The 26,371-nt window shown below is 58.0% G+C and carries 23 protein-coding genes; 1 reads left to right on the top strand and 22 read right to left on the bottom strand.

The annotated features are described in order from the left end of the window. The first annotated feature begins 107 nt into the window (after positions 1 to 107). A complete protein-coding gene (locus ACA043_RS05705; RefSeq protein WP_187679142.1) occupies positions 108 to 1,004 on the top strand; it encodes a LysR family transcriptional regulator in 897 nt (298 codons plus the stop codon). 13 nt (positions 1,005 to 1,017) lie between these two features. Here ACA043_RS05705 and ispD read toward each other — a convergent pair whose 3' ends face one another. From ispD to tsf, 22 genes are all read right to left on the bottom strand, one after another. Beyond that, complete coding sequence (gene ispD, locus ACA043_RS05700) at positions 1,018 to 1,725, bottom strand: 2-C-methyl-D-erythritol 4-phosphate cytidylyltransferase (protein ID WP_489880871.1); 708 nt, start codon at positions 1,723 to 1,725, stop codon at positions 1,018 to 1,020. Beyond that, positions 1,722 to 2,000 carry a cell division protein FtsB gene (gene ftsB / locus ACA043_RS05695; protein ID WP_095189352.1) on the bottom strand — a complete coding sequence of 93 codons (279 nt, stop codon included), beginning with the start codon at positions 1,998 to 2,000 and terminating at the stop codon, positions 1,722 to 1,724. Before ftsB ends, ispD begins: the two co-directional genes overlap by 4 nt. Before the next feature lie 171 nt (positions 2,001 to 2,171). Continuing rightward, complete coding sequence (gene eno / locus ACA043_RS05690) at positions 2,172 to 3,461, bottom strand: phosphopyruvate hydratase (protein WP_042557893.1); 1,290 nt, start codon at positions 3,459 to 3,461, stop codon at positions 2,172 to 2,174. A gap of 156 nt (positions 3,462 to 3,617) precedes the next feature. Beyond that, the gene (gene kdsA, locus ACA043_RS05685) at positions 3,618 to 4,463 is read right to left on the bottom strand and encodes a 3-deoxy-8-phosphooctulonate synthase (RefSeq protein WP_187679144.1); all 846 of its coding nucleotides are present in this window, start codon (positions 4,461 to 4,463) and stop codon (positions 3,618 to 3,620) included. Between the two features lie 5 nt (positions 4,464 to 4,468). Next, positions 4,469 to 6,100 (bottom strand): CTP synthase, encoded by a 1,632-nt coding sequence (pyrG, locus tag ACA043_RS05680; RefSeq protein WP_497658761.1) that lies wholly within the window; start codon positions 6,098 to 6,100, stop codon positions 4,469 to 4,471. A gap of 274 nt (positions 6,101 to 6,374) precedes the next feature. Further along, entirely contained in the window at positions 6,375 to 7,703 is a 1,329-nt protein-coding gene (gene tilS / locus ACA043_RS05675; protein WP_497658760.1) for a tRNA lysidine(34) synthetase TilS, read from the bottom strand. Between the two features lie 133 nt (positions 7,704 to 7,836). Continuing rightward, positions 7,837 to 8,784, bottom strand: a complete 948-nt coding sequence (locus ACA043_RS05670) for an acetyl-CoA carboxylase carboxyltransferase subunit alpha (protein ID WP_187679147.1) — start codon at positions 8,782 to 8,784, stop codon at positions 7,837 to 7,839. 140 nt (positions 8,785 to 8,924) lie between these two features. Further along, entirely contained in the window at positions 8,925 to 12,446 is a 3,522-nt protein-coding gene (gene dnaE / locus ACA043_RS05665; protein WP_187679148.1) for a DNA polymerase III subunit alpha, read from the bottom strand. A 76-nt stretch (positions 12,447 to 12,522) separates the two neighbouring features. Then, positions 12,523 to 13,149 carry a ribonuclease HII gene (rnhB, locus tag ACA043_RS05660; protein ID WP_187679177.1) on the bottom strand — a complete coding sequence of 209 codons (627 nt, stop codon included), beginning with the start codon at positions 13,147 to 13,149 and terminating at the stop codon, positions 12,523 to 12,525. 11 nt (positions 13,150 to 13,160) lie between these two features. Continuing rightward, positions 13,161 to 14,291, bottom strand: a complete 1,131-nt coding sequence (lpxB, locus tag ACA043_RS05655) for a lipid-A-disaccharide synthase (protein WP_497616665.1) — start codon at positions 14,289 to 14,291, stop codon at positions 13,161 to 13,163. Between the two features lie 2 nt (positions 14,292 to 14,293). Next, positions 14,294 to 15,070 carry an acyl-ACP--UDP-N-acetylglucosamine O-acyltransferase gene (gene lpxA, locus ACA043_RS05650; RefSeq protein ID WP_187679149.1) on the bottom strand — a complete coding sequence of 259 codons (777 nt, stop codon included), beginning with the start codon at positions 15,068 to 15,070 and terminating at the stop codon, positions 14,294 to 14,296. Beyond that, a complete protein-coding gene (gene fabZ / locus ACA043_RS05645; protein ID WP_003222142.1) occupies positions 15,067 to 15,507 on the bottom strand; it encodes a 3-hydroxyacyl-ACP dehydratase FabZ in 441 nt (146 codons plus the stop codon). The genes lpxA and fabZ overlap by 4 nt, the downstream gene beginning before the upstream one ends. 106 nt (positions 15,508 to 15,613) lie before the next feature. Then, a complete protein-coding gene (gene lpxD, locus ACA043_RS05640; protein WP_401272032.1) occupies positions 15,614 to 16,669 on the bottom strand; it encodes a UDP-3-O-(3-hydroxymyristoyl)glucosamine N-acyltransferase in 1,056 nt (351 codons plus the stop codon). Between the two features lie 3 nt (positions 16,670 to 16,672). Continuing rightward, positions 16,673 to 17,176 carry an OmpH/Skp family outer membrane protein gene (locus tag ACA043_RS05635; protein WP_042557882.1) on the bottom strand — a complete coding sequence of 168 codons (504 nt, stop codon included), beginning with the start codon at positions 17,174 to 17,176 and terminating at the stop codon, positions 16,673 to 16,675. A gap of 45 nt (positions 17,177 to 17,221) precedes the next feature. Next, on the bottom strand, positions 17,222 to 19,597 hold the full coding sequence (gene bamA, locus ACA043_RS05630; protein ID WP_187679151.1) for an outer membrane protein assembly factor BamA: 2,376 nt from the start codon (positions 19,595 to 19,597) through the stop codon (positions 17,222 to 17,224). A 74-nt stretch (positions 19,598 to 19,671) separates the two neighbouring features. Then, positions 19,672 to 21,024, bottom strand: a complete 1,353-nt coding sequence (rseP, locus tag ACA043_RS05625; RefSeq protein ID WP_187679152.1) for a sigma E protease regulator RseP — start codon at positions 21,022 to 21,024, stop codon at positions 19,672 to 19,674. Between the two features lie 54 nt (positions 21,025 to 21,078). Then, complete coding sequence (ispC, locus tag ACA043_RS05620; RefSeq protein WP_489880865.1) at positions 21,079 to 22,269, bottom strand: 1-deoxy-D-xylulose-5-phosphate reductoisomerase; 1,191 nt, start codon at positions 22,267 to 22,269, stop codon at positions 21,079 to 21,081. Further along, on the bottom strand, positions 22,266 to 23,072 hold the full coding sequence (locus tag ACA043_RS05615; protein ID WP_187679154.1) for a phosphatidate cytidylyltransferase: 807 nt from the start codon (positions 23,070 to 23,072) through the stop codon (positions 22,266 to 22,268). Before ACA043_RS05615 ends, ispC begins: the two co-directional genes overlap by 4 nt. After that, complete coding sequence (uppS, locus tag ACA043_RS05610) at positions 23,072 to 23,827, bottom strand: polyprenyl diphosphate synthase (protein ID WP_103303033.1); 756 nt, start codon at positions 23,825 to 23,827, stop codon at positions 23,072 to 23,074. Before uppS ends, ACA043_RS05615 begins: the two co-directional genes overlap by 1 nt. Before the next feature lie 14 nt (positions 23,828 to 23,841). Beyond that, positions 23,842 to 24,399, bottom strand: a complete 558-nt coding sequence (gene frr / locus ACA043_RS05605; RefSeq protein ID WP_187679155.1) for a ribosome recycling factor — start codon at positions 24,397 to 24,399, stop codon at positions 23,842 to 23,844. Beyond that, on the bottom strand, positions 24,396 to 25,139 hold the full coding sequence (gene pyrH, locus ACA043_RS05600; RefSeq protein ID WP_003222124.1) for a UMP kinase: 744 nt from the start codon (positions 25,137 to 25,139) through the stop codon (positions 24,396 to 24,398). The genes frr and pyrH overlap by 4 nt, the downstream gene beginning before the upstream one ends. A 207-nt stretch (positions 25,140 to 25,346) precedes the next feature. Beyond that, a complete protein-coding gene (gene tsf / locus ACA043_RS05595) occupies positions 25,347 to 26,210 on the bottom strand; it encodes a translation elongation factor Ts (RefSeq protein ID WP_497658759.1) in 864 nt (287 codons plus the stop codon). Between the last annotated feature and the right edge of the window lie 161 nt (positions 26,211 to 26,371).

The following is a 26,371-nucleotide window of genomic DNA, read 5'->3' as shown; positions in this document are numbered from 1 at the left end:
CAGTGAATCCATTGAATAAAAAAACCAGACAAGGAGTGTAATACATGGCTTTACGATGAATAATCAGGCCAAAAGCAAAACATTATTGCCACACAGGGATAATCCCGATGTCCGAAAACCGCTGGGAAGGCATCGACGAGTTCGTCGCCGTCGCCGAATGCAGCCAGTTCACCGCCGCTGCCGAACGTCTTGGGGTTTCTTCCTCGCACATCAGTCGACAAATCGTACGACTGGAAGAGCGCTTGCAGACACGCCTGCTCTATCGCAGCACACGTCGCGTGACGCTGACCGAAGCCGGGCAAACCTTTCTCCAGCACTGTCAACGATTGCAGGACGGTCGCGAAGAAGCCTTGCGCGCGGTCGGTGATTTGACCAGCGAACCGAAGGGCATGCTGCGCATGACTTGCGCGGTGGCCTATGGCGAACGTTTTATCGTGCCGCTGGTGACGCGATTCATGGGGCTGTACCCACAACTGCGCATCGATATTGAATTGAGTAACCGCCAGCTCGATCTGGTGCATGAAGGGCTGGATCTGGCGATTCGACTGGGTCGACTACAGGACTCGCGCTTGGTCGCCACACGGCTGGCGCCAAGGCGCATGTATTTGTGCGCATCACCGTCCTACGTCGAACGGTATGGACGCCCACACAGCTTGTCCGAATTGACCCGACACAATTGCCTGATCGGCAGTTCGGACATCTGGCAGCTTGAGCAAAACGGCCGGGAATTTTCCCAGCGGGTACAGGGAAACTGGCGCTGCAACAGTGGGCAAGCGGTGCTGGATGCCGCGCTACAAGGGGTTGGATTGTGTCAGTTGCCGGATTATTACGTGCTGGAGCATCTGCACAGTGGCGCGTTGATTTCGTTGCTGGAGGCGCATCAGCCGCCGAACACGGCGGTGTGGGCGCTGTATCCGCAGCAGCGACATTTGTCGCCGAAGGTGCGCAAGTTGGTGGATTTTCTCAAGGAAGGATTGGCCGAGCGGCCGGAGTATCGAATTTAAAGGTTTTGATCTTCTAGCGGCGGTTAGTCCAACGCTGCCGCAACCATTCCAGATCTTCAGGACGGGTCACCTTGAGGTTATCCGCGCGCCCCTCGATCAGACGCGGCGCCAGGCCCGCCCATTCCATCGCCGAGGCTTCATCGGTGATCACGGCATCCGCCACCAGGCTGTCCGCCAACGCCCGATGCAACGCGCCAAGGCGGAACATCTGCGGCGTATAGGCCTGCCAGATCACACTGCGATCGACGGTCTCGACCACACGACCGTTTTTGTCGACCCGCTTCAGCGTGTCGCGCGCAGGCACTGCGAGCAAACCACCCACCGGATCACTCGCCAGTTCAGCGAGTAACTTGTCGAGATCATCGCGACTCAGGTTGGGCCGTGCCGCATCGTGCACCAGCACCCAATCCTCATCATCGGCACCTTGGGCATGCAGATGCAGCAAGGCATTGAGCACCGAACCGGAGCGCTCGGCACCGCCCTCAACCCGCTGAATACGCGGATCGTTGACGCAGGCGAGGTTCGGCCAATAAGGATCATCAACAGCAAGACTGACCACCAAGCCCTTGAGGCTCGGGTGATCAAGAAAACAGCCGAGGCTGTGTTCGAGAATTGTGCGCCCGCCCAGTTGCAAGTATTGCTTGGGACGGTCCGCGGCCATACGGGCACCGACGCCCGCGGCAGGAATCACGGCCCAGAAGGCCGGCAGGGAATCGATCATTGGGCCAACTGGTAAAGGGTTTCGCCGTCCTTGACCATGCCCAGCTCATGACGAGCCCGCTCTTCAACGGTCTCCATGCCTTTCTTCAGCTCGCTGACTTCTGCGTCCATCACCCGGTTGCGCTCCAGCAAACCTTCGTTCTCGGCATGTTGCTCAGCAATCTGCTGATTCAGCTCGGCGACTTGCGCCAGACTGCCATTGCCCACCCACAGGCGGTACTGCAGACCGGCCAGCAGCAAGAGCAAAACGAGAAACAACCAGTAAGGACTGCGCATCGAATATCAGGTATCCAGTGAAAAAAGACAGCCACGCCAAAACTTTGAAACGTCTGATAGCACGAAGCCTGGAAGATCCAGGCTTGTGCTGTTAAGGCATCAGATTAGTGGCAAATCCATCGCTGTCACGACTTTTCCGACACAATCCGGTGTCTTTTTACCATTTACAACTTAGCCGCGGAACTCGGAGCGACCGTTGTACTTGGCCTTGCCATTCAACTGCTCTTCGATACGCAGCAGTTGGTTGTACTTGGAAACGCGGTCGGAACGGCACAGCGAACCGGTCTTGATCTGGCCAGCCGAGGTGCCCACAGCCAGGTCGGCAATGGTCGAATCTTCGGTTTCGCCGGAGCGGTGCGAGATCACGGCGGTGTAACCGGCAGCCTTGGCCATCTGGATGGCTTCCAGGGTTTCGGTCAGGGTGCCGATCTGGTTGAACTTGATCAGGATCGAGTTGGCGATCTTTTTATCGATGCCTTCTTTCAGGATCTTGGTGTTGGTCACGAACAGGTCGTCGCCTACCAGTTGAACCTTCTCGCCGATCTTGTCGGTGAGGATCTTCCAGCCAGCCCAATCGGACTCGTCCAGACCGTCTTCGATGGAGATGATCGGGTAACGCTCGGTCAGGCCTTTGAGGTAGTCAGCGAAACCTTCAGCGGTGAACACCTGGCCTTCGCCGGACAGGTTGTACTTGCCGTCTTCGTAGAATTCGCTGGCCGCGCAGTCCAGTGCCAGGGTCACGTCGGTGCCCAGTTTGTAACCGGCGTTGGCCACGGCTTCGGAGATCACTTTCAAAGCGTCTTCGTTGGACGCCAGGTTCGGTGCGAAACCGCCTTCGTCGCCAACGGCAGTGCTCAGGCCACGGGCCTTCAGCACAGCTTTGAGGTGATGGAAAATCTCGGTGCCCATGCGCAGACCTTCCGAGAAAGACTTGGCGCCAACCGGCTGAACCATGAATTCCTGGATGTCGACGTTGTTATCGGCGTGCTCGCCACCGTTGATGATGTTCATCATCGGCACCGGCATCGAGTAAACACCCGGTGTGCCGTTCAGGTTAGCGATGTGTGCGTACAGCGGCAGATCCTGATCCTGTGCAGCAGCCTTGGCCGCAGCCAGGGACACGGCGAGGATGGCGTTGGCGCCCAGGGTCGCTTTGTTTTCAGTACCGTCGAGTTTGATCATCGCGTGATCCAGCGCTTTCTGGTCGCTTGGGTCGGTGCCCAGCAGCAAATCGCGGATCGGACCGTTGATGTTGGCTACCGCTTTGAGCACGCCCTTGCCCAGGTAACGGCTCTTGTCGCCATCACGCAGCTCGAGCGCTTCACGCGAGCCAGTGGATGCACCGGACGGCGCGCAAGCGCTGCCGATGATGCCGTTGTCGAGAAGCACGTCCGCTTCCACGGTGGGATTGCCACGGGAGTCGAGAACTTCACGACCTTTGATGTCGACGATTTTTGCCATTGTTGTAAACACTCCAAAGTTGACGAAAACGACGCAGCTAGAGGAAATCTTTTTACCGTCGGCAAGGGGTGTACGGCGGGCAGCTTGCAGACGATAACGCTCATGCCCGAGGGCATGAGCGACAAATCGTGCGGTACTTTACCGGAGAATTGAGGTTTACGCGGTTTCTACCGTCGGAAAACTCTTCACCAGTTCGTCCAAGGCTTTGAGCTGGGCCAGGAATGGCTCCAGTTTGTCCAGACGCAAGGCGCAAGGGCCGTCGCATTTGGCGTTGTCCGGATCCGGGTGAGCTTCGAGGAACAGACCTGCCAGGCCTTGGCTCATGCCAGCCTTGGCCAGATCCAGAACCTGCGCACGGCGACCGCCGGCGGAGTCGGAACGACCGCCAGGCATTTGCAGCGAGTGGGTCACGTCGAAGAATACCGGGTACTCGAACTGCTTCATGATGCCGAAGCCGAGCATGTCGACCACGAGGTTGTTGTAGCCGAAACTCGAACCACGCTCGCAGAGAATCAATTGATCGTTACCCGCTTCCACGCACTTGTTCAGGATGTGCTTCATTTCCTGAGGCGCGAGAAACTGGGCTTTCTTGATGTTGATGACAGCGTTGGTCTTGGCCATCGCGACGACCAGATCGGTCTGGCGCGACAGGAAGGCCGGCAGTTGAATGATGTCGCAGACCTCCGCGACGACCGCGGCCTGGTCAGGCTCGTGGACGTCGGTGATGATCGGCACGCCGAAGGCTTGTTTGATGTCCTGGAAGATGCGCATGCCCTCTTCCAGGCCAGGACCGCGATAAGAGGCGACAGAAGAACGGTTGGCCTTGTCGAAACTGGCCTTGAACACGTAAGGGATGCCGAGTTTTTCGGTGACCTTCACGTACTCTTCGCAAACCTGCATGGCCATGTCACGGCTTTCCAGCACGTTCATGCCGCCGAACAGCACCATGGGTTTGTCGTTGGCAATCTCGATGTCGCCGACGCGGATGATCTTCTGTGCCATCGGGGTTACGCCTTCTTCTGGTGTTGAGCCAACGCTGCTTTGACAAAACCGCTGAACAGCGGATGGCCATCACGTGGTGTCGAGGTGAACTCAGGGTGGAACTGGCAAGCGACGAACCATGGATGATCCGGTGCTTCGACCACTTCAACCAGCGCAGCATCGGCGGAACGACCGGAGATTTTCAGGCCGGCTTCGATGATTTGCGGCAGCAGGTTGTTGTTCACTTCGTAACGGTGACGGTGACGCTCGACAATCACGTCCCTGCCGTAGCAATCGTGCACTTTGGAACCGGCTTCGAGCAGGCAGTCCTGAGCGCCAAGGCGCATGGTGCCGCCCAGGTCAGACGATTCGGTACGCACTTCAACGGCGCCGGTGGCGTCTTCCCACTCGGTGATCAGACCAACGACCGGGTGACCGCTGGCGCGATCGAACTCGGTGGAGTTGGCGTCTTTCCAGCCCATCACGTTACGGGCGAACTCGATGACCGCCACTTGCATGCCGAGGCAGATGCCGAGGTAAGGAACCTTGTTTTCGCGAGCGTACTGAACGGCAGTGATCTTGCCTTCCACACCACGCAGACCGAAGCCACCCGGTACCAGAATCGCGTCAACACCTTCCAGCAGCGCAGTGCCCTGGTTTTCGATGTCTTCGGAATCGATGTAGCGCAGGTTGACCTTGGTACGGTTGCTGATGCCGGCGTGACTCATCGCTTCAATCAGCGATTTGTAGGCGTCCAGCAGTTCCATGTACTTGCCGACCATGGCGATGGTGACTTCGTGTTCCGGGTTCAGCTTGGCATCTACCACCGCTTCCCACTCGGACAGGTCAGCGCTGCCGCATTGCAGGCCAAAACGCTCGACAACGAAATCATCCAGGCCCTGGGAGTGCAGGATGCCCGGGATCTTGTAGATGGTGTCGGCGTCTTCCAGCGCGATCACCGCACGTTCTTCAACGTTGGTGAATTGCGCGATCTTGCGACGAGACGAAATGTCGATCGGGTGATCGGAGCGGCACACCAGTACGTCTGGCTGCAGGCCGATCGAACGCAGTTCCTTGACGGAGTGCTGGGTAGGCTTGGTCTTGGTTTCGCCAGCAGTGGCGATGTACGGAACCAGGGTCAAGTGCATCAGCATCGCGCGCTTGGCGCCGACTTCGAAACGCAACTGGCGGATGGCTTCGAGGAACGGTTGCGACTCGATGTCACCCACGGTGCCACCGATTTCGACCATCGCCACGTCAGCGTCACCGGCACCCTTGATGATGCGGCGCTTGATTTCGTCGGTGATGTGCGGAATCACCTGGATGGTTGCACCCAGGTAGTCACCACGGCGCTCTTTGCGCAGCACGTGCTCGTAGACACGGCCGGTGGTGAAGTTGTTGTTCTGGGTCATGGTCGTGCGGATGAACCGCTCGTAGTGGCCCAGGTCCAGGTCGGTCTCGGCGCCGTCGTGGGTGACGAACACTTCACCGTGCTGGAACGGGCTCATGGTGCCCGGGTCGACGTTGATGTACGGATCCAGCTTAAGCATGGTGACCTTAAGCCCCCGCGCCTCCAGGATGGCCGCCAATGAAGCCGAGGCAATGCCTTTCCCCAATGAAGAAACAACACCGCCCGTGACGAATATGTAGCGCGTCATGAAAAACCCTAGAAGTCTGCGTTAAAGCGGTACGAGCCGCCGGGGAAAGCGAAGGAAGGCCGAAGCCCCCGATCACCTGCATTAATCACAGTGCACCTTTCAAAAAAACCGCCGCGTTGGGACAGACCGGCAGATGAAACACCGGTACGTTGCTCGCTACACATTTTTTGGAATCGCCCAGCAAAGACTGCTTGGTAATCGGCAACTCCTGCAATTCAGGCGAATCCACAGAAGTTGTATCAAGAAGGGAGCGTAGTCTACCGGAATGCCCCTTTCATCTCAAACCTTGATCTTCGTCTGTTGGCTGCCAATGCAATTGCCAGCCGTCCTGCCCATTGCCATCAAGACCCGGCAGGTTCGCCACCGCGAGCAATTCTTCGCCCCGAAACAGCAGCGGCAATCTGCCACGCACGAAGCCCGGCACCGCGCGTTCATTGAGCAGCCGCTTAAGATCGCGACGGCCGCGATCCGCGAGATGCATCACTTCGCCGCCCTGACGATAGCGGATCTGCAACGGCCCGACGGGAGTCTGACCGCTGAACATGACACGTCCGTTATCGGGCAAGCGTAGCGGTGACGACAGGTCATGCCAGTCGCTGCCGATCATCGGTGCTCGCAGCCACTTGCCGCTCAACCACCACAGACGACCGACGCTGCGGTGCAACTCGCCATCGGCCAGACGCCAGACCGGTGTCGCATCGTGGGCGGCGTCGCACAGATCCGACCAACCCGACCAATGGTCAGTGTCGGGCAACCGTGTCAGCGGTTCGAGCCAGTGACTCAAGGCATTTCGCTGACGAGCGGCAGACAGCGCGGCCAGCGGCGCCAACTCAAGTGAGCGCAATCCCAGCCATTCGAATTCATGACGGGTGAGGGCCTGGGCCAGATCCACCTGCGCCAACTCGTTAAGCAAGCCTTGCGCCTCGCGCAGATGCGCGGCGCTGCGGGCCATGCTGGCCTGCGCTTGCGGCCAGCGTCCGGTCAGCGCCGGCATGACCTGATGGCGCAGATAATTACGCGAAAACTGCCGGTCCTGATTCGACGGATCTTCAATCCAGTGCAATTGATGAGTTTGTGCGTAGGCTTCCAGCTCCGCGCGGGTAACATCGAGCAACGGCCGAACCAAAGCCCCCTGCCCCAGCGGACGCTGTTGTGGCATCCCCGAAAGACCGCGCATTCCCGCACCGCGCATCAGACGGAAAAGCAGGGTTTCGGCTTGATCATCACGGTGCTGACCGGTCAGCAAGACGTCATCAGACTGCGTCACCGAACTGAACACCGCATACCGCGCATCCCGCGCCGCCCGTTCCAGACTCGCCCCCGGTTGCACCGTCACCCGCTCCACTCGTAACGGAACCCCCAGCGCATCGCAGACAGACTGGCAATGCGCCGGCCACGCATCGGCCGCAGCCTGAAGGCCGTGATGGATATGGATGGCGCTTAGCGCCGGAAGGGATTCGGATTTAGCGAGATGAGCGAGCAGATGCAGCAGGACGGTGGAGTCGAGACCACCGGAGAAAGCGATGCGCCAATGAGCGGCATTGCGCCAAGGCTCAAGACTCAGCAGAAGCCTTGCAGGCAAATCAATCGATGATCGATCCATATCTTTCTCTTTGCCCAAATCAAATGTGGGAGCGAGCCTGCTCGCGATAGCGGTGTAACAGCCAACACATTGGTTGAATGTTACCCCCTCTTCGCGAGCCGGCTCGCTCCCACATGGGTATTGCGCAGTCGACTTAGAGACCGTAGCTCATCAGTCGATCATAACGGCGCTTCAACAGCGCTTCGTTGTCGAACTTCTTCAGCATCGCCAGTTGCGAGCTAAGCTCGGCACGGATCGAAGCCGCAGCGCTTGCCGGATCACGGTGCGCGCCGCCCAGAGGCTCGCCAATCACCTTGTCGACAATGCCCAGGCCCTTCAGACGCTCGGCGGTGATGCCCATCGCTTCAGCGGCATCCGGCGCTTTTTCGGCGGTTTTCCACAGAATCGACGCGCAACCTTCCGGCGAGATCACCGCATAGGTCGAGTATTGCAGCATGTTCAGCTGATCACAGACACCGATCGCCAAAGCACCGCCGGAACCACCTTCACCGATAACAGTGGCGATGATCGGGGTCTTCAGGCGCGACATGACCCGCAGGTTCCAGGCAATCGCTTCGCTCTGGTTGCGCTCTTCAGCGTCAATGCCAGGGTAGGCGCCCGGGGTGTCGATGAAGGTCAGGATAGGCATTTTGAAACGCTCGGCCATTTCCATCAGGCGACAGGCCTTGCGGTAGCCTTCCGGACGCGGCATACCAAAGTTGCGGCGTACCTTCTCGCGCACTTCACGGCCCTTCTGGTGACCGATGATCATCACCGGTTGATCGTCCAGACGGGCGATGCCGCCAACGATCGCAGCGTCGTCGGAGAAGTGACGGTCGCCGTGCAGTTCGTCGAACTCGGTGAAGATGTGCTCGATGTAATCGAGGGTGTACGGGCGTTTCGGGTGACGCGCCAGGCGTGCGATCTGCCAGCTGGTCAGCTTGCCGAAGATGTCTTCGGTCAGCGTTTTGCTCTTGTCCTGCAGGCGGGAGATCTCATCGCCGATATTCAGCGAATTGTCATTACCGACCAAGCGCAACTCTTCGATCTTGGCTTGCAGGTCGGCGATCGGCTGTTCGAAATCTAGAAAATTCGGGTTCATAGGCGTCCGTCTTGGGTCGTGTCCCAAATGAGCTTGGGCCGGCCGGTTGTCTATTCGCGCCCTACCTTAAGGAAAAGGCGCGCTAAGGTCGAGATTAAAAATTCAGGTCGCGGGCAAGGCGCTTGATAGCACCCTGCCGGTCAACGGTATTGGAGGAAGACGTTGTCTCGCCCGAACTGGTCACGCAGGGCTTGAATCAACGCATCCGCCGGGTCGATCCGCCAGGTCTCGCCGAACTGCAGCAAGGTCTTCGCATCAGGACTGGTGTACTCCATGGTGATCGGGCACGCCCCGCGGTGACGCTTGAGCAAATCACCCAACCAGCGTAGCTGATCGCCTTTCAGATCCTGGGTCTGCAGTTTCAGACGCAGGCTCTCGGCGAGGTTGGTACGCGCATCTTCCATGCTCATCACCCGCTTGACCCGCAGGCGCAGGCCGCCGGAGAAGTCATCGTTGCTGACCTCACCTTCAACAACCACCATCGCGTCGGTCTGCAACAACGACTGCGCGGAATGGAACGCTTCGGCAAACAGCGACGCCTCGATCCGTCCGGAGCGGTCGTCGAGGGTGATGAAGCCCATCTTGTCGCCCTTTTTGTTCTTCATCACTCGCAGGGCAATGATCATCCCGGCCACGGTCTGCGTATCGCGGGCCGGTTTCAGATCGATGATGCGCTGACGGGCAAAACGGCGGATCTCGCCTTCGTATTCGTCAATCGGGTGACCGGTCAGGTACAGGCCCAAGGTGTCTTTTTCACCCTTGAGGCGCTCCTTGAGAGTCAATTCCTTGGCCTTGCGATGAGTCGCATAAACGTCAGCATCTTCCTCGACAAACAGCCCGCCAAACAGGTCGGCGTGACCACTGTCGTGGGTGCGAGCGGTTTGCTCGGCAGCCTTGATCGCCTCTTCCATCGCCGCCAGCAGCACGGCGCGGTTGCGGTCGATGTTGGCCTGATAAGCCTTTTGTTCGTCGTGGAAATACGGCCCAAGACGATCCAGTGCGCCGCTGCGGATCAGACCGTCGAGGGTGCGCTTATTAATGCGCTTGAGGTCGACACGGGCGCAGAAATCGAACAGATCCTTGAACGGGCCTTCCTGACGCGCCTCGGTGATCGCTTCCACCGGACCTTCGCCGACACCTTTGATCGCGCCGAGGCCGTAAACAATGCGGCCGTCGTCGTTCACCGTGAACTTGAATTCCGAAGTATTCACATCCGGCGCGTCGAGACGCAGCTTCATGGTGCGAATTTCTTCGATCAAGGTCACGACCTTGTCGGTGTTGTGCATGTCCGCCGACAGTACCGCGGCCATGAATGGCGCCGGGTAGTGAGTTTTCAACCAGGCCGTCTGGTACGACACCAGACCATAAGCGGCAGAGTGAGACTTGTTGAAGCCATAACCGGCGAATTTTTCCACCAGGTCGAAAATGTTACCGGCGAGGTCAGCGTCGATATTGTTGGTCTTGCAACCTTCAATGAAGCCGCCGCGCTGCTTGGCCATCTCTTCGGGCTTTTTCTTACCCATTGCCCGACGCAGCATGTCCGCACCGCCGAGAGTGTAACCGGCCATGACCTGAGCAATCTGCATCACCTGTTCCTGATACAGGATGATGCCGTACGTCGGCGCCAATACCGGCTTGAGGCCTTCGTATTGGTAGTCGGAGTGCGGATACGCCAGTTCGGCGCGACCGTGCTTACGGTTGATAAAGTCGTCAACCATGCCGGACTGCAGCGGGCCCGGACGGAACAGGGCCACCAGTGCGATCAAGTCTTCCAGACAGTCGGGCTTGAGTTTTTTGATCAGCTCTTTCATGCCGCGGGATTCAAGCTGGAAGACCGCCGTGGTTTCAGCTTTTTGCAGCAGCGTGTACGTCGGCTTGTCATCCAGCGGGATAAACGCGATATCCAGCGGCGGCTCGTCGACCTTGGCGCGGTCACGGTTGATGGTCTTCAGCGCCCAGTCGATAACCGTCAGGGTGCGCAGACCGAGGAAGTCGAACTTCACCAGACCGGCCGCTTCAACGTCGTCCTTGTCGAACTGGGTTACCAGACCGTCACCGGCCTCGTCGCAGTAGATCGGCGAGAAATCAGTCAGCTTGGTCGGCGCGATCACCACACCACCGGCGTGCTTGCCGACGTTACGCACAACGCCTTCAAGCTTGCGCGCCATCTCCCAGATTTCCGCAGCCTCTTCATCGACCTTGATGAAGTCACGGAGGATTTCTTCCTGCTCGTAGGCTTTTTCCAGGGTCATGCCGACTTCGAACGGAATCATCTTCGACAGGCGATCCGCCAGGCCGTAGGACTTGCCCTGCACCCGCGCCACATCTCGCACCACAGCCTTCGCCGCCATGGAACCGAAAGTGATGATCTGGCTTACCGCGTTGCGGCCGTATTTCTCGGCCACGTAGTCGATCACCCGGTCACGACCGTCCATGCAGAAGTCGACGTCGAAGTCGGGCATCGATACCCGTTCCGGGTTAAGGAAACGTTCGAACAGCAGGTCATATTCCAGCGGGTCAAGGTCAGTGATTTTCTGTACGTAAGCCACCAGCGAGCCGGCACCCGATCCACGGCCAGGACCTACTGGTACGCCGTTGCTCTTGGCCCACTGGATAAAGTCCATCACGATCAGGAAGTAACCCGGGAAGCCCATCTGGATGATGATATCCAGCTCGAAATTCAACCGGTCGACATAGACCTGACGCTTGGCCTCGTAATCTTCGGTGGTGTCTTTTGGCAGCAGAACCGCGAGTCGCTCCTCCAGACCGTCGAAGGACACTTTGCGGAAATACTCGTCGATGGTCATGCCATCGGGAATCGGGAAGTTGGGCAGGAAGTGCGTGCCCAGTTTCACGTCGATGTTGCAGCGCTTGGCAATCTCGACGGTGTTTTCGATGGCGTCGGGAATGTCGCTGAACAGCTCAGCCATTTCCTCGGCACTTTTGAGGTATTGCTGGTCGCTGTAATTCTTCGAACGCCGTGGATCATCGAGGGCGCGGCCCTCACCGATGCATACGCGGGTTTCGTGGGCAGCGAAGTCTTCCTGCTTGATGAAGCGCACATCGTTGGTGGCCACCAGCGGCGCGCCAAGCTTGTCAGCCAGGGCCACGGCGCCATGCAGTTGCTCTTCATCGTTGGGACGGTTGGTGCGCTGGATTTCCAGATAGAAGCGATCCGGGAACACGCTCATCCATTCGCGCGCCAGGGCTTCGGCTTCAGCCGGGTTGCCACCGATCAGCGCCATGCCGATCTCGCCTTCTTTGGCGGCGGACAGCATGATCAGGCCTTCGTTGGCTTCGGCGACCCACTGGCGCTCGATGATAATCATGCCGTTGCGCTGGCCGTCGATGAAGCCGCGCGAGATCAACTCGGTGAGGTTGCGATAACCCTTGGCGTTCATCACCAACAGACTGATTCGGCTCAGTGGCGCGTCCGGATCCTTGTTCGACAGCCAGAGGTCGGCGCCGCAGATCGGCTTGATGCCCGCGCCCATGGTGTTTTTATAGAATTTGACCAGGGAGCACATGTTGTTCTGATCGGTGACCGCCACGGCCGGCATGTTCATGCCGGTCAGCGCCTTGACCAGTGGCTTGATCCGCACCAGCCCGTCGACCAGGGAGTATTCAGTGTGCAGGCGTAGATGAACGAATGAAGCCGGCATAGTGATCCTGTCCAGTTACATAGAGACAACAAGGCCCGGATTGTACCGGGCCTCGAACAAAACATCAGCCTTGCGACTAAACCTGCGTCAGCCCTTCCAGTGCCTCGTATGCCTGACGCACCGGGGCGAACGAGCGCCGGTGAATCGGCGTCGGGCCAAGACGCACCAACGCTTCCAGATGAACGGGCGTCGGATAGCCTTTATGGCCACCAATGCCGTAACCCGGGTAAATCAATTCGAATGCGGCCATCTCGCGGTCACGGCTGACCTTGGCCAGAATCGATGCCGCTGCGATGGCTGGAACTTTGCCGTCGCCCTGCACCACGGCTTCAGCGCGCATCGGCAATTGCGGGCAGCGGTTGCCGTCAATCATCGCCAGTTTCGGTTGAATGTGCAGGCCGGCCACGGCACGCTGCATGGCCAGCATGGTTGCGTGCAGAATGTTCAGTTCGTCGATTTCTTCGACTTCGGCACGAGCAATGCACCAGCTCAAGGCTTTTTCGATGATCTCGTCGTAAAGCTTTTCGCGTTTGGCTTCGGTGAGTTTTTTCGAGTCGTTGAGGCCAAGGATCGGTCGGTTTGGATCAAGGATCACCGCCGCCGTTACCACCGCACCGCACAATGGGCCGCGACCGACTTCATCGACACCGGCCACCAGCTCTTCGACTTCGGCGACCAGGGTGAAATCCAGGCCCATCTGCAGATCTTTTTTGCTCATCGCGTTTGACCGATCAGGTTGAGGACGGCATCCGCCGCCTGATTGGAAGCGTCCAGCCGCAGCGTGCGATGGATTTCGTCGAAGCCGCGAGTCTGCTCTTCACCGCCCTCGATCAGGGGCGAAAGGGTCTGTGCCAATGCCTCGACTGTCGCATCATCCTGCAACAGTTCCGGAACCAGCAGGCGCTGGGCCAGCAGGTTCGGCAGAGACACGTACGGGCTCTTGACCATGCGCTTGAGAATCCAGAACGTCAGCGGGGCCAGACGATAAGCCACCACCATCGGCCGCTTATACAGCAAGGCTTCAAGGGTCGCCGTACCGGAGGCGATCAACACCGCATTGCACGCGGCCAGGGCCAGATGAGACTTGCCGTCGAGCAAGGTCACTGGCAAATCGCGGCCCGCGAGCAACTCTTCAAGTTGCATGCGGCGTTCTGCATTGGCGCAAGGTATGACGAAACGCAGCCCGGGGCGCATGGCACGCAAACGCTCGGCGGTATCGAGGAAAAGCGCCCCCAGACGGGCGACTTCGCCACCACGGCTACCGGGCATCAATGCCACCAGCGGGCCGTCGGGCAGACCCAACTCGGCACGTGCAGCAGCGCGATCAGCCTCCAGCGGAATGGTATCGGCCAGCGTGTGACCGACGAACCGAACCGGCACGCCTTTCTCTTCGTAAAATTTTGCTTCGAACGGCAGCAGCGTCAACATCAGGTCGCAGCCTTCGCGAATCTTCAACACGCGCTTCTGCCGCCACGCCCACACCGACGGGCTGACGTAATGCACGGTCTTGATCCCGGCCTGACGCAGCTTGAGTTCGATATTGAGGTTGAAGTCCGGCGCATCGATGCCGATGAACACGTCAGGCTTTTCGGCGATCAGCGTGGCGATGAGTTCCTTGCGGCGCTTGAGCAACTCGCGCAACCGACCAAGCACCTCCACCAGCCCCATGACCGACAAGCGTTCCATGGGGAAGTAGGAGGTCAGGCCTTCGGCCTGCATCAACGGTCCACCGACACCGATAAATTCGACTGCCGGATGCTGTGCCTTTAGGGCGCGCATGAGACCGGCGCCCAGAATGTCACCGGAAGCCTCACCCGCCACCAGCGCAATACGCAGACTGGCCATGATCAGCGGGTGATGCCGCGAGTCGACGACTGGATCGAATCACGGAACACCGCGACTTCCGGGAACTGAGCAGCAGGTTCAGCCAGTTCGGCCAGTGCCTGCTCGACCGTCAGGCCTTGGCGATACACAGTCTTGTAGGCGCGACGCAGTGCGTGGATAGCGTCTTCGCTGAAACCACGACGGCGCATGCCTTCGAAGTTCATGCTGCGCGCTTCAGCCGGATTGCCAAACACGGTGACAAACGCCGGAACGTCTTTACCGATTGCCGTGCCCATACCGGAAAAGCTGTGGGCGCCGATGTGACAGTACTGATGCACCAGGGTGAAACCGGAGAGGATCGCCCAGTCTTCGACATGCACATGGCCAGCCAACGCGGTGTTGTTGACCAGGATGCAGTTGTTGCCGATGACGCTGTCGTGACCGATGTGGGCGTAAGCCATGATCAGGTTGTGATCGCCCAGCGTGGTTTCCGAACGGTCCTGCACGGTGCCACGGTGAATCGTCACGCCTTCACGGATGACGTTGTGGTCACCGATCACCAGACGAGTTTCTTCACCTTTGTATTTCAGATCGGGCGTGTCTTCGCCTACCGAGGAGAACTGGTAGATGCGATTCTGCTTGCCGATGCGGGTCGGGCCTTTGAGGATCACATGCGGCCCGATTACGGTACCCTCGCCGATTTCCACACCTGCGCCGATGATCGACCACGGGCCGACCTCGACGCCGTCAGCCAGAACGGCCGACGGATCGATGATTGCGCGAGGGTCAATCAAACTCATAGCTTGCGTTCCGCACAGATGATTTCAGCAGAGCAGACTGGCTTGCCGTCGACCGAAGCCTGGCATTCGAATTTCCAGATCTGGCGCTTGCAGCTGATGAACTTGGCTTCGAGGATCAACTGATCGCCCGGCAACACTGGCTGGCGGAAACGCAGCTTGTCGGAACCGACGAAGTAATACAGGGTGCCGTCGGCCGGTTTGACGTCGAGCATTTTGAAACCGAGGATCCCGGCAGCCTGAGCCATCGCTTCGATGATCAGCACACCCGGCATGATTGGGTGCGCAGGGAAGTGACCATTGAAGAAGGGTTCATTGATGCTGACATTCTTGTAGGCGCGAATGCGCTTGCCTTCAGTGTCCAGTTCCACCACCCGGTCCACCAGCAGGAACGGGTAACGGTGAGGCAGGTATTCGCGAATCTCGTTGATGTCCATCATTTCGGGGGGAAGCCTATGTAAAGATTGGGAGCGCGACTGACGCGCACTCCTCTAGCAAATCAAGGAGGCAGTCTAGAGGCTGTGCACACTTGATATGGAAATGGTATCAGCCATCTGATGAAGCATTGCCGTCAGGGGTCACTTCCCCTACGCGCTTTTCCAGCTGTTTCAAACGTCGCGCGATGTCATCGAGCTGACGGATGCGTGCCGCGCTTTTGCGCCATTCGGCAGCCGGTTGCATGGCTGTGCCGGAAGAATAGGCACCCGGCTCGGTAATCGAGTGGGTCACCATGGTCATCCCGGTCAGGAAAACGTTGTCGCAAATATCAATGTGCCCGACCAGACCGACACCGCCAGCAAGCATGCAATGCTTGCCGATTTTGGTGCTGCCGGAGATCCCGACGCACGCAGCCATGGCGGTGTGATCACCGACCTGGACGTTGTGGGCGATCTGGATCTGGTTGTCGAGCTTAACGCCATTGCCGATCACGGTATCGGCCAACGCACCGCGGTCGATGGCGGTATTCACGCCAATCTCCACATCGTCGCCGATGGTCACGCCACCGATCTGGGCGATTTTCTGCCAGATACCTTTTTCGTTGGCAAAGCCGAAGCCTTCCCCACCGAGTACGGCACCGGACTGGATAACCACACGCTTGCCGATGCGCACATCGTGATACAGCGTCACCCGTGGAGCAAGCCAGCCGCCCTCACCGATTTCGCTGCGCGCACCGACCACACAATGGGCGCCGAGCGTGACTTGCGCTCCAATCCGCGCACCGGCCTCGATCACCACGAAAGGACCGATGCTGGCGGTTGGATCAACCACCGCATCGGCAGCAATTACCGCCGAGGGATGAATCCCCGCAGTGGCCTTTGGCTTGGGATCGAACAAGTGAGAGATACGCGCATAGGCCAGGTAAGGATCCGGCACCACCAATGCATTACCGGCAAAACCTTCGGCATCCGCTTCCTTGAGCAGCAAGGCTGCAGCCTGCGAACCCGGGAGGTATTTGCGATATTGAGGATTTGCCAGAAAGCTCAACTGAGCTGGGCCAGCCTCTTGCAAAGTGGCTAGCCCAGTAATTTTCTTCTCCGGGTCGCCACGCAGGGTGGCGCCGAGGAACTCGGCCAACTGGCCGAGCTTGATAGTCACGGTCATGGGTTACTTCAGCTGATTCATGCGCTCGATAACCTGGCGCGTGATGTCGTACTGAGGTTTGACATCAATCACTGCGCCACGCTCGAACACCAGGTCAAAACCACCTTTCTTGATGACTTCTTCCACTGCCCCATCCAGTTTCGGCTTCAGTTGCTTGAGCATTTCGCGGTCGGCAACGGCTTTGGCTTCATTGAGTTCCTTGGACTGGAACTGGAAGTCACGGGCCTTTTGCTTGAATTCCAGCTCCAGACGCTCGCGCTCACCTTGCTGCATCTTGTCGCCACCGGCCATCAGACGATCCTGAATGCCCTTGGCGCTGCTTTCGAGAGTTTTCAGCTTGGTCAGTTGCGGACCGAACTTCTTCTCGGCATCCACGGCGTATTTCTTCGCCGCGTCGGATTCCAGCAGTGCCATCTGATAGTTCAGAACAGCGATTTTCATGTCGGCGAACGCCGGACCTGCCACCAGTACGGAGGCCAGAAGAACCAATTGAGTCAACTTACGCACGATGCACCCCTACAAAATCCATTGTCGTTATCTTGGGTCAGACGCTTAGAACGTCTGGCCGAGGGAGAATTGGAACACTTGAGTTTCAGCTTCATCCGGTTTCTTGATCGGCATTGCCAACGCGAAGCTCAGAGGACCCAGCGCGGTGACCCAGGTCACGCCTACACCGACGGAACTGGCCATGTTGCTCAGACTGATGTCGTTGCACTTGGTGTTCGACGACGAGCCGTTGGCGTTGGTGGTGTCCTTGCACTGCGAGTCGAAAACGTTACCCACATCCCAGAATACCGAGGTACGCAGGGAGCGCTGATCCTTGACGAACGGCAGTGGGAACAGCACCTCAACACCGCCCTGGATCAGGACGTTGCCACCGAACGGCAGTGGATCCTGGTCCGGGTCAGCAATGGTGCCCGGATTCGTGCCACGACTCGGGGTACTGCGCGGGCCCAGCGTACTGTCCTTGAAGCCACGTACCGAGTTGAAACCACCAGCATAGTAGTTTTCATAGAACGGCAAGCCGTCTGTGGAACCATAACCATCGCCATAACCCAGCTCGGTGTGCAGGCGCAGAGTGTAGTTTTCGCTGATCGGCTGGAACAGCTGACCACGGTAGTCAAGTTTGTAGAAAGACAGGTCGCTGCCCGGGATGGTGGTTTCCAGGGTCAGGCTCTGGGAACGACCACGGGTTGGCAGCACGCCTTTGTTCAAAGTCGATTCGGACCAGCCGGCCGACGCCTTGAAGTTCAGGTACTGATCGCCTTCCTTGTTAACGAAGTCGAAAATCTCGTCAACGGTGTATTTACCGGTATTGATCTTGTCCTGCTGAGCAGACAGGCCGAAGGTCAGACGCGAAGTCTCACTGATCGGGTAACCAACGTTAGCGCCTACACCCAGACTGTCTACTGCGTAGCTCGAGATATCCGCGTCGAGTTCATCATAGTCAGTGGTGCGATAGAACGCGTTGTAACCCAGGCTCACGCCATCGGCGGTCCAGTAGGGGTCAACGTAGCCGAAGTTGTAGCGGCTCTGGTATTCGCTGCGGGTCAGGCCAACGCTGACGCGGTTACCGGTACCGAGGAAGTTGTTCTGGGTGATCGAACCACCGAGGATCAGACCGGCACTCTGGGCGAAACCGACACTGGCGGTAATCGAACCGGAAGCCTGCTCTTCAACGCTGTAGTTCACATCCACCTGGTCGTCGACACCTGGAACAGCCGGAGTCTCGACGTTCACTTCTTTAAAGAAGCCCAGACGCTCAAGACGGGTCTTGGACTGGTCGATCAGGTAGGTCGAAGCCCAGCCACCTTCCATCTGACGCATTTCGCGACGCAGCACTTCGTCTTCGGACTTGGTGTTGCCACGGAAGTTGATGCGGTTGACGTAGGCGCGCTTGCCCGGGTCGACAGCGAACAGGATGTCCACGGTGTGATCATCATCGTGCGGCTGAGGCACGCCGTTGACGTTGGCGAAGGTGTAACCCTCGTTACCCAGACGACGGGTGATCAATTCAGATGTGGTGGTCATCAGCTTGCGCGAGAACACCTGGCCTTTCTGCACCAGCAGCAAGGACTTGACTTGATCTTCAGGGACTTTCAGGTCACCGCTGAGTTTGACGTCACGAACGGTGTACTTTTCACCTTCGGTCACGTTGACGGTGATATAGACATGCTTCTTGTCCGGGGTGATGGACACCTGGGTCGAAGCGATATCCATGTTGATATAGCCGCGATCCAGGTAGTAGGAGCGCAGACGCTCCAGGTCACCGGAAAGCTTTTCACGGGCGTATTTGTCATCGTTCTTGAAGAACGACAGCCAGTTGGTGGTTTTCAGTTCGAACAGGTCGGTCAGGTCTTCCTCGGGGAAAACCGTGTTGCCCACCACGTTGATGTGCTGAATGGCCGCAACGGTGCCTTCGTTGATCTTCACTTTCAGACCAACACGGTTACGCGGCTGCGATACCACCTCGGTATCGACCGTAGCCGAATAGCGACCCTGCGCGACGTACTGACGTTGCAGTTCGTTACGAACACCTTCGAGGGTGGCGCGCTGGAAGATCTCGCCTTCGGACAGACCGGATTGTTTCAAGCCTTTCATCAGGTCTTCAGTGGAGATCGCTTTGTTGCCTTCGATCTCGATACTGGCGACCGACGGACGCTCGACAACCGTGATGACCAGAACGTTGCCTTCGCGGCCCAGCTGGATATCTTGAAAGAAACCGGTTTTGAACAACGCACGAGTGGATTCCACCAGGCGACGATCATCCGCCTGCTCACCGACGTTCAACGGCAAGGCACCAAAGACACTACCCGCGGAGACCCGCTGGAGGCCATTGACGCGAATATCAGAGATAGTGAAGGACTCGGCGTGAACTTCGGCGATCATCAATACGGTGAGAACCGCAGTTAGCAGCAGACGTTTCATGAAGTCCTTTCTTATTCCAACTGGCAATAAACAAACTGCCGCAAAATGCGGCAGATTCGCAATTCAGCGAAGCTTTACAGTCGACCCAGATCGTTGACCAGAGCAAGCAACATCACCCCGACCACCAAACTGATACCGATCTGTATCCCCCAACCTTGCACCCGATCCGACAAGGGACGACCACGCGCCCACTCGATCAGATAAAACAACAAATGCCCCCCATCCAGTACAGGAATGGGCAGCAAATTCAGAACTCCCAGGCTAATACTCAGATAAGCAAGGAAATTCAGGAAATCAGCGACGCCCGACTGGGCAGAAGCGCCCGCCACTTTAGCAATGGTTATCGGTCCACTCAAGTTTTTTACCGAGAGCTCGCCGAACAGCATTTTCTTCAGTGAATCCAGCGTGAGAATGCTCATGGTCCAAGTACGACGGGCGCCCTCGCCAATCGCGGCCAACGGCCCATAACTGACTTCGCGGATCATCTCCGGTGGCCAGTCGACAGCTTTTACACCCGCACCCAGATAACCGCTTGGCGACTTGCTTTCACCGCGCGCAGCCAAGGTCACAGGGACATCGATTGAAGCACCATCACGCTCGACACGCAGCACGATTTTGGTATCAGGACGCGTACGAACGGTATCGACCACTTGCTGCCAGTCGTTGAGCGCCTGGCCGTCGAGCGCCAGCAGACGATCACCGGTTTTCAGGCCGGCAGCCTGAGCCGGGCCTTTTGGATCAAGTTCGGCAAGCACCGGCGGCAAGGCCGGACGCCAAGGACGAATACCCAAAGAGCGAATCGGATCAGGCTCATCTGCGCCCTTGAGCCAGTTATCCAGCACCAGCTCACGTGGCGAATCAACGGTAGTGCCCTGCTCGCGCATCAGCAACTGCAACGAACCGCTTTCACCGAGTCGACGTACCAGCTGCAAATTGACAGCCGCCCAACCGGTCGTTGGCTCGCCATCAATTGCGACGATCTCCTGACCCGCACCCAAACCAGCCTTGGCGGCGATACTGCCGGACTCTACCGCACCGATGACCGGGCGCACCTGCTCGCTACCGAGCATCGCCAGCACCCAGAAGAACACCAGGGCCAACAGGAAGTTGGCAACAGGGCCGGCCGCTACAATAGCGATACGCTGACGAACGGACTTGCGATTGAACGACTGATCCAACTGATCGACCGGCACCTCGCCTTCGCGCTCGTCGAGCATCTTGACGTAGCCACCCAGCGGAATTGCAGCCACAACAAATTCAGTGCCCTGCTTGTCGTGCCAGCGCAGCAACGGCATGCCGAAGCCTACGGAAAAGCGCAGAACCTTGACGCCACAGCGACGCGCGACCCAGAAGTGGCCGAATTCGTGAAAGGTGACCAGCACACCCAAGGCGATCAGGGTGCCGGCAATCATATAGAGCGCGCTCATCTACTTTCTCCGCAATCCTGTTCAGTGCCGCTTATAGCCATTGTGTTGCAAAACCTATCGAGCGTGACGTTTTAGCCATTGCTCGGCCAGGACTCGCGCTTTGGCGTCTGCCGTGAACACGGCATCGAGATCATCCAGCGCCACAACTGATTCGAGGTTCAAGACCTCCTCGATGATACTCGCGATTTCCAGGTAACGAACCCGTCCGTCGAGAAACGCTGCCACCGCTACTTCGTTCGCGGCATTGAGCATCGCTGGTGCACTGTCGCCTGCCTCGGCAGCTTGCCGTGCGAGACGCAGACATGGGAAGCGCTCTTCATCGGGCGCCTCGAAGTCCAGACGCGCGATCGCAAACAGGTCCAACGGTGCCACACCGGAGTCGATGCGCTCCGGCCAGGCCAGTGCATTGGCGATTGGCGTGCGCATGTCAGGATTACCCAACTGTGCGAGCACCGAGCCATCGACATAATCGACCAGAGAGTGAATCACGCTCTGCGGGTGAATCACCACTTCGACCTGCGAAGGTTTTGCATCAAACAACCAGCAGGCCTCGATCAACTCGAGACCTTTATTCATCATGCTGGCCGAATCGACTGAAATCTTGCGCCCCATGGACCAGTTTGGATGCGCGCACGCCTGATCAGGTGAAACATTCGCCAATTCACTCACGGGCGTCTGTCGGAACGGGCCACCAGAGGCTGTGAGTAAAATCCGACGGACACCGACACTGCTCAAACCACGAGCGAAATCCTGCGGCATGCATTGGAAAATCGCGTTGTGTTCGCTGTCGATCGGCAGCAGCACCGAACCGCTTTTGCGTACCGCCTGCATGAACAAGGCGCCGGACATCACCAGCGCCTCTTTATTTGCCAGGAGGATCTTCTTGCCCGCTTCAACGGCAGCCAAAGTCGGACGCAGACCAGCCGCACCAACAATGGCCGCCATGACTGCGTCAACTTCCGGAGCAGAAGCGACCTGACACAGGCCCTCCTCCCCCACCAGCACGCGGGTCGGTAAACCGGCGGCGCGCAAATCATCCTGCAGACCACGTGCTGCGGCGACTTCCGGCACCACGGCAAATTGCGGTACATGACGCACGCACAAGGCCAACAGCTCACTCAAACGCGTAAACCCGCTCAACGCGAAAACCTGATATCGCTCTGGATGACGCGCAATGACATCAAGGGTGCTCAGACCAATCGAGCCTGTCGCACCCAGAACGGTAATCTGTTGCGGACGGCTCACGGCGCAGCCATCCACAGCAATACGGCGAAGACTGGAATGGCCGCTGTCAGGCTATCGATGCGATCGAGCACGCCGCCATGACCCGGCAGCAGGTTGCTGCTGTCCTTGATACCGGACTGACGCTTGAACATGCTTTCGGTCAGGTCACCCACAACAGAGATGAACACGATCAGCGCAGCACCCATCAAGCCCTTGAGCAATTCAGCTACCGTCCAGTCACGCACCAGACCGACAATGGCGGTAATCACCAGACTCAGCGCCAGACCACCGTACACACCTTCCCAGCTTTTACCCGGGCTGACTTGAGGGGCCAACTTGCGCTTGCCGAATGCACGACCAGAGAAGTAGGCACCAATATCGGCACCCCAGACCAATACCATCACCGCCATGATCAGCCAGTTACCCAACGGGTACTGCTTGATCTGCACCAGACCTTGCCAGGCCGGCAGCAGGATCAACAGACCGATCACCAGTTTGGTGGCGGCACTGGACCAATGCTCGCTGGACTTCGGATAGGTCAGCACCAGATACGTCGCGACCGCCCACCAAAGTACCGAAGCACCCAGCACCCAAGGCGCAAGGCCGGGCAGCACATACATGACGAACAACATCAACGCGACGACGGCAGCAAAACCGACGCGAAACGATTGCGCGGTGAAGCCGGCCAGACGCGCCCATTCCCAGGCACCCAGACTTACGACCAGACCGATGAACAGCGCAAAACCGGAACCCTGGAGCAGGAAAAACCCACACAGGGCAATCGGCAGCAGGATCAGCGCAGTGATGATTCGTTGTTTAAGCATTAAACCCGGGCTCCAGCTTCAACCTGTTCGCTCGTTTTACCGAAACGACGTTGGCGCGAAGCGAAATCGGCCAGCGCATTGCGCATGGCATCGTGTTTGAAGTCCGGCCAGAACAGGTCGGAGAAGTACAACTCGGCGTATGCCAGTTGCCACAGCAGGAAGTTACTGATGCGGTGCTCGCCACCGGTACGGATGCACAGATCCGGCAACGGCAAATCGCCGGTCGCCAGACAGGTTTGCAGCAGATCAGGGGTGATGTCTTCCGGGCGCAGATGCCCGGCCTGAACTTCACGCGCAAGGCGCTGCGCGGCTTGCGCGATATCCCACTGACCGCCGTAGTTGGCGGCGATCTGCAGGATAAAACGGTTGGCGCCCGCAGTCATCGCCTCGGCTTCGCGCATCGCGGTTTGAAGCTCCGGATGAAAGCGCGAGCGATCGCCAATGATGCGCAGGCTGATGTTGTTATCGTTGAGACGCTTGGCCTCACGACGCAACGCCTTGAAGAACAGATCCATCAAGGCGCTGACCTCATCGGCCGGACGCTGCCAGTTTTCACTGGAAAAGGCGAAAAGGGTCAGTACCTCAACCTTGGCCTCAGCGCACACCTCGATTACAGCCCGTACAGCATCAACGCCCGCTTTATGCCCGGCGACACCCGGCATAAAGCGTTTTTTCGCCCAGCGATTGTTGCCATCCATGATGATCGCGACATGGCGCGGCACCGCGGACGGCGCAGTCTGCTTGGTCTTGTCCATTAAAAGCTCGACCCTTATACGGCCATCAAGTCCGCTTCTTTTTGCTTGGTGGCTGCGTCGATATCAGCCTCAGCCTTGTCAGTCAGCTTCTGAATGTCCGCAGCAGCACGACGCTCTTCGTCTTCGCTGATTTCCTTGTCCTTGACCAGCTTCTTCAGCTCACCCAAGGCATCACGACGAATGTTGCGCACGGCAACACGAGCGTCTTCAGCTGCACTGCGCGCCTGCTTGGTAAACCCCTTACGGGTTTCTTCGGTCAGGGCAGGCATGGAGATCAGCAGCAACTCGCCCAGGTTGGTCGGGTTGAGGTTCAGGCCGGCACTCTGGATTGCCTTGTCGACTGCCGCGAGCATGTTGCGCTCAAACGCCACGACTTGCAGGGTGCGCGAGTCTTTTACAGTGATATTGGCTACTTGGGTGATGGAGGTGTCTGCGCCGTAGTACGGCACCATCACGCTGCCCAGGATGCTTGGGTGTGCCTTGCCGGTGCGAATCTGACCGAATGCATGGGACAGGGAATCCAGGGACTTCTGCATGCGCTCTTGAGCGTCTTTCTTGATTTCATTGATCATTGTTGGCCTTCCTCGATCAGGGTTCCTTCTGCGCCGCCGTGAACAATGTTCAGCAGGGCACCAGGCTTGTTCATGTTGAATACGCGCAGCGGCATCTTGTGGTCGCGGCACAGGCAAATAGCAGTCAGATCCATTACACCCAGCTTGCGATCCAGCACTTCATCATATGTCAGATGATCGAACTTCTCGGCATGCGGGTCTTTGAACGGATCTGCGGTGTAGACGCCATCGACCTTGGTCGCCTTGAGCACAACATCGGCATCGATTTCGATTGCACGCAGGCAGGCTGCCGAATCCGTGGTGAAGAACGGATTGCCGGTACCGGCCGCGAAAATCACGACATCTTTGGAGTTCAGATGGCGCATGGCTTTGCGGCGATCATAGTGATCGGTCACGCCAACCATGGAAATGGCCGACATCACGATGGCCGAGATATTGGCACGCTCCAGCGCGTCGCGCATGGCCAGAGCGTTCATCACAGTGGCCAGCATGCCCATGTGGTCGCCTGTCACCCGATCCATACCGGCTTTGCTCAAGGCTTCGCCACGGAACAGATTGCCACCGCCGATCACCAGACCGACCTGTACGCCGATGCCGACCAGTTGGCCGACTTCCAGCGCCATGCGATCCAGCACCTTTGGATCGATCCCGAACTCTTCCGACCCCATCAGGGCCTCGCCGCTAAGCTTGAGTAGAATGCGTTTATAGCGAGCCTGATAACCACTGCCCTGCTGAGCCATTGCGAATCTCTCCTGCGGCGTATTTAAAATTCTTTGCGAGCTGTTTACAGCTGGCGTTCACTCTAGCTTGGCGCTGCTTCAGCGCCATCGGAACATGGCTTTGTAAGTCAGTTCCAAGTGGAAACCAATAAAAATTGGCTACCCCATCTGAAAAGAGGCTGCGCGCGTGAGCGGGCAGCCTCTTTCGGGCGACAGTTGAAAACTGTCTTATTGCTTGGCGGCAGCCAGCTGGGCAGCAACTTCTTCAGCGAAGTTGTCGACCGGCTTCTCGATGCCTTCGCCTACTTTGAAGTAGGTGAAGGAAACGATTTCAGCACCCGCTTTCTTGGCCAGCTCGCCAACCTTGATTTCAGGGTTCTTGACGAACGCCTGCTCAACCAGGCTTGCTTCTGCCAGGAACTTGCTGATACGGCCTTTGACCATATTTTCAACAATGTTTTCTGGCTTGCCTTTGATTTTTTCTTCGTTCAGCTGCAGGAACACAGCTTTCTCGCGCTCGATAGCTTCAGCCGAAACTTCCGATGGCAGCAGGAACTCAGGGTTGCTTGCCGCTACGTGCATCGCGATGTCTTTGGCCAGCTCAACATCACCGCCCTTCAGAACAACTGCTACGCCGATTTTGTTGCCGTGCAGGTAACCACCAACAACATCACCTTCAACGCGAGTCAGGCGACGGATGTTGACGTTTTCGCCAACCTTGCCGACCAGTACCAGGCGATCAGCTTCCTGCGATTCAATCAGAGGCTCAACGGTAGTGAGCTTCTCGTCGAATGCTTTCTTGACGCTGGCAGCAACGAATGCCTTGAAGTCGTCTTGCAGAGCCAGGAAGTCGGTCTGCGAGTTCACTTCCAGCAGAACAGCAGACTTGCCGTCTTCAACCAGAGCGATCGCGCCTTCAGCAGCGACGTTGCCGGCTTTCTTGGCGGCCTTGATCGCGCCCGAAGCACGCATGTCGTCGATGGCTTTTTCGATGTCGCCGCCGGCCTTGGTCAAGGCCTTTTTGCAATCCATCATGCCTTCGCCAGTACGCTCACGCAGTTCTTTAACCAACGCTGCAGTAATCTCTGCCATTTTCAAATTCCTCTTGGATAGGTTTTCAACCATTCCACCCGATCGAACGGGCGTTCAATTCTTCCCGAATCACCCTTGTTAGCCGCTGCACGTTACAGATGCTGTAGCTGCGCTGTTAACAAATGGTTTTCGAGGTGGCAAAAAGGGGGCCAAGCCCCCTT

The organism is Pseudomonas sp. LBUM1648 (assembly GCF_059716145.1).
Note: the sequence above shows the minus strand (reverse complement) of the source record. Positions and strands in the feature narration are given on the sequence as shown.

Coding starts and splice junctions, on each gene's coding strand:
- ACA043_RS05615 (WP_187679154.1), bottom strand. CDS start 23,072: ATGCTTAAACAACGAATCATCACTGCGCTGATCCTGCTGCCGATTGCC.
- lpxB (WP_497616665.1), bottom strand. CDS start 14,291: ATGGCCAGTCTGCGTATTGCGCTGGTGGCGGGTGAGGCTTCCGGTGAC.
- bamA (WP_187679151.1), bottom strand. CDS start 19,597: ATGAAACGTCTGCTGCTAACTGCGGTTCTCACCGTATTGATGATCGCC.
- ftsB (WP_095189352.1), bottom strand. CDS start 2,000: ATGCGCAGTCCTTACTGGTTGTTTCTCGTTTTGCTCTTGCTGCTGGCC.
- pyrH (WP_003222124.1), bottom strand. CDS start 25,139: ATGGCTCAGCAGGGCAGTGGTTATCAGGCTCGCTATAAACGCATTCTA.
- tilS (WP_497658760.1), bottom strand. CDS start 7,703: ATGGATCGATCATCGATTGATTTGCCTGCAAGGCTTCTGCTGAGTCTT.
- ispD (WP_489880871.1), bottom strand. CDS start 1,725: ATGATCGATTCCCTGCCGGCCTTCTGGGCCGTGATTCCTGCCGCGGGC.
- rseP (WP_187679152.1), bottom strand. CDS start 21,024: ATGAGCGCGCTCTATATGATTGCCGGCACCCTGATCGCCTTGGGTGTG.
- kdsA (WP_187679144.1), bottom strand. CDS start 4,463: ATGGCACAGAAGATCATCCGCGTCGGCGACATCGAGATTGCCAACGAC.
- frr (WP_187679155.1), bottom strand. CDS start 24,399: ATGATCAATGAAATCAAGAAAGACGCTCAAGAGCGCATGCAGAAGTCC.
- ACA043_RS05670 (WP_187679147.1), bottom strand. CDS start 8,784: ATGAACCCGAATTTTCTAGATTTCGAACAGCCGATCGCCGACCTGCAA.
- uppS (WP_103303033.1), bottom strand. CDS start 23,827: ATGGACAAGACCAAGCAGACTGCGCCGTCCGCGGTGCCGCGCCATGTC.
- pyrG (WP_497658761.1), bottom strand. CDS start 6,100: ATGACGCGCTACATATTCGTCACGGGCGGTGTTGTTTCTTCATTGGGG.
- eno (WP_042557893.1), bottom strand. CDS start 3,461: ATGGCAAAAATCGTCGACATCAAAGGTCGTGAAGTTCTCGACTCCCGT.
- lpxD (WP_401272032.1), bottom strand. CDS start 16,669: ATGACCGTGACTATCAAGCTCGGCCAGTTGGCCGAGTTCCTCGGCGCC.
- fabZ (WP_003222142.1), bottom strand. CDS start 15,507: ATGATGGACATCAACGAGATTCGCGAATACCTGCCTCACCGTTACCCG.
- lpxA (WP_187679149.1), bottom strand. CDS start 15,070: ATGAGTTTGATTGACCCTCGCGCAATCATCGATCCGTCGGCCGTTCTG.
- tsf (WP_497658759.1), bottom strand. CDS start 26,210: ATGGCAGAGATTACTGCAGCGTTGGTTAAAGAACTGCGTGAGCGTACT.
- ACA043_RS05705 (WP_187679142.1), top strand. CDS start 108: ATGTCCGAAAACCGCTGGGAAGGCATCGACGAGTTCGTCGCCGTCGCC.
- dnaE (WP_187679148.1), bottom strand. CDS start 12,446: ATGCCGGCTTCATTCGTTCATCTACGCCTGCACACTGAATACTCCCTG.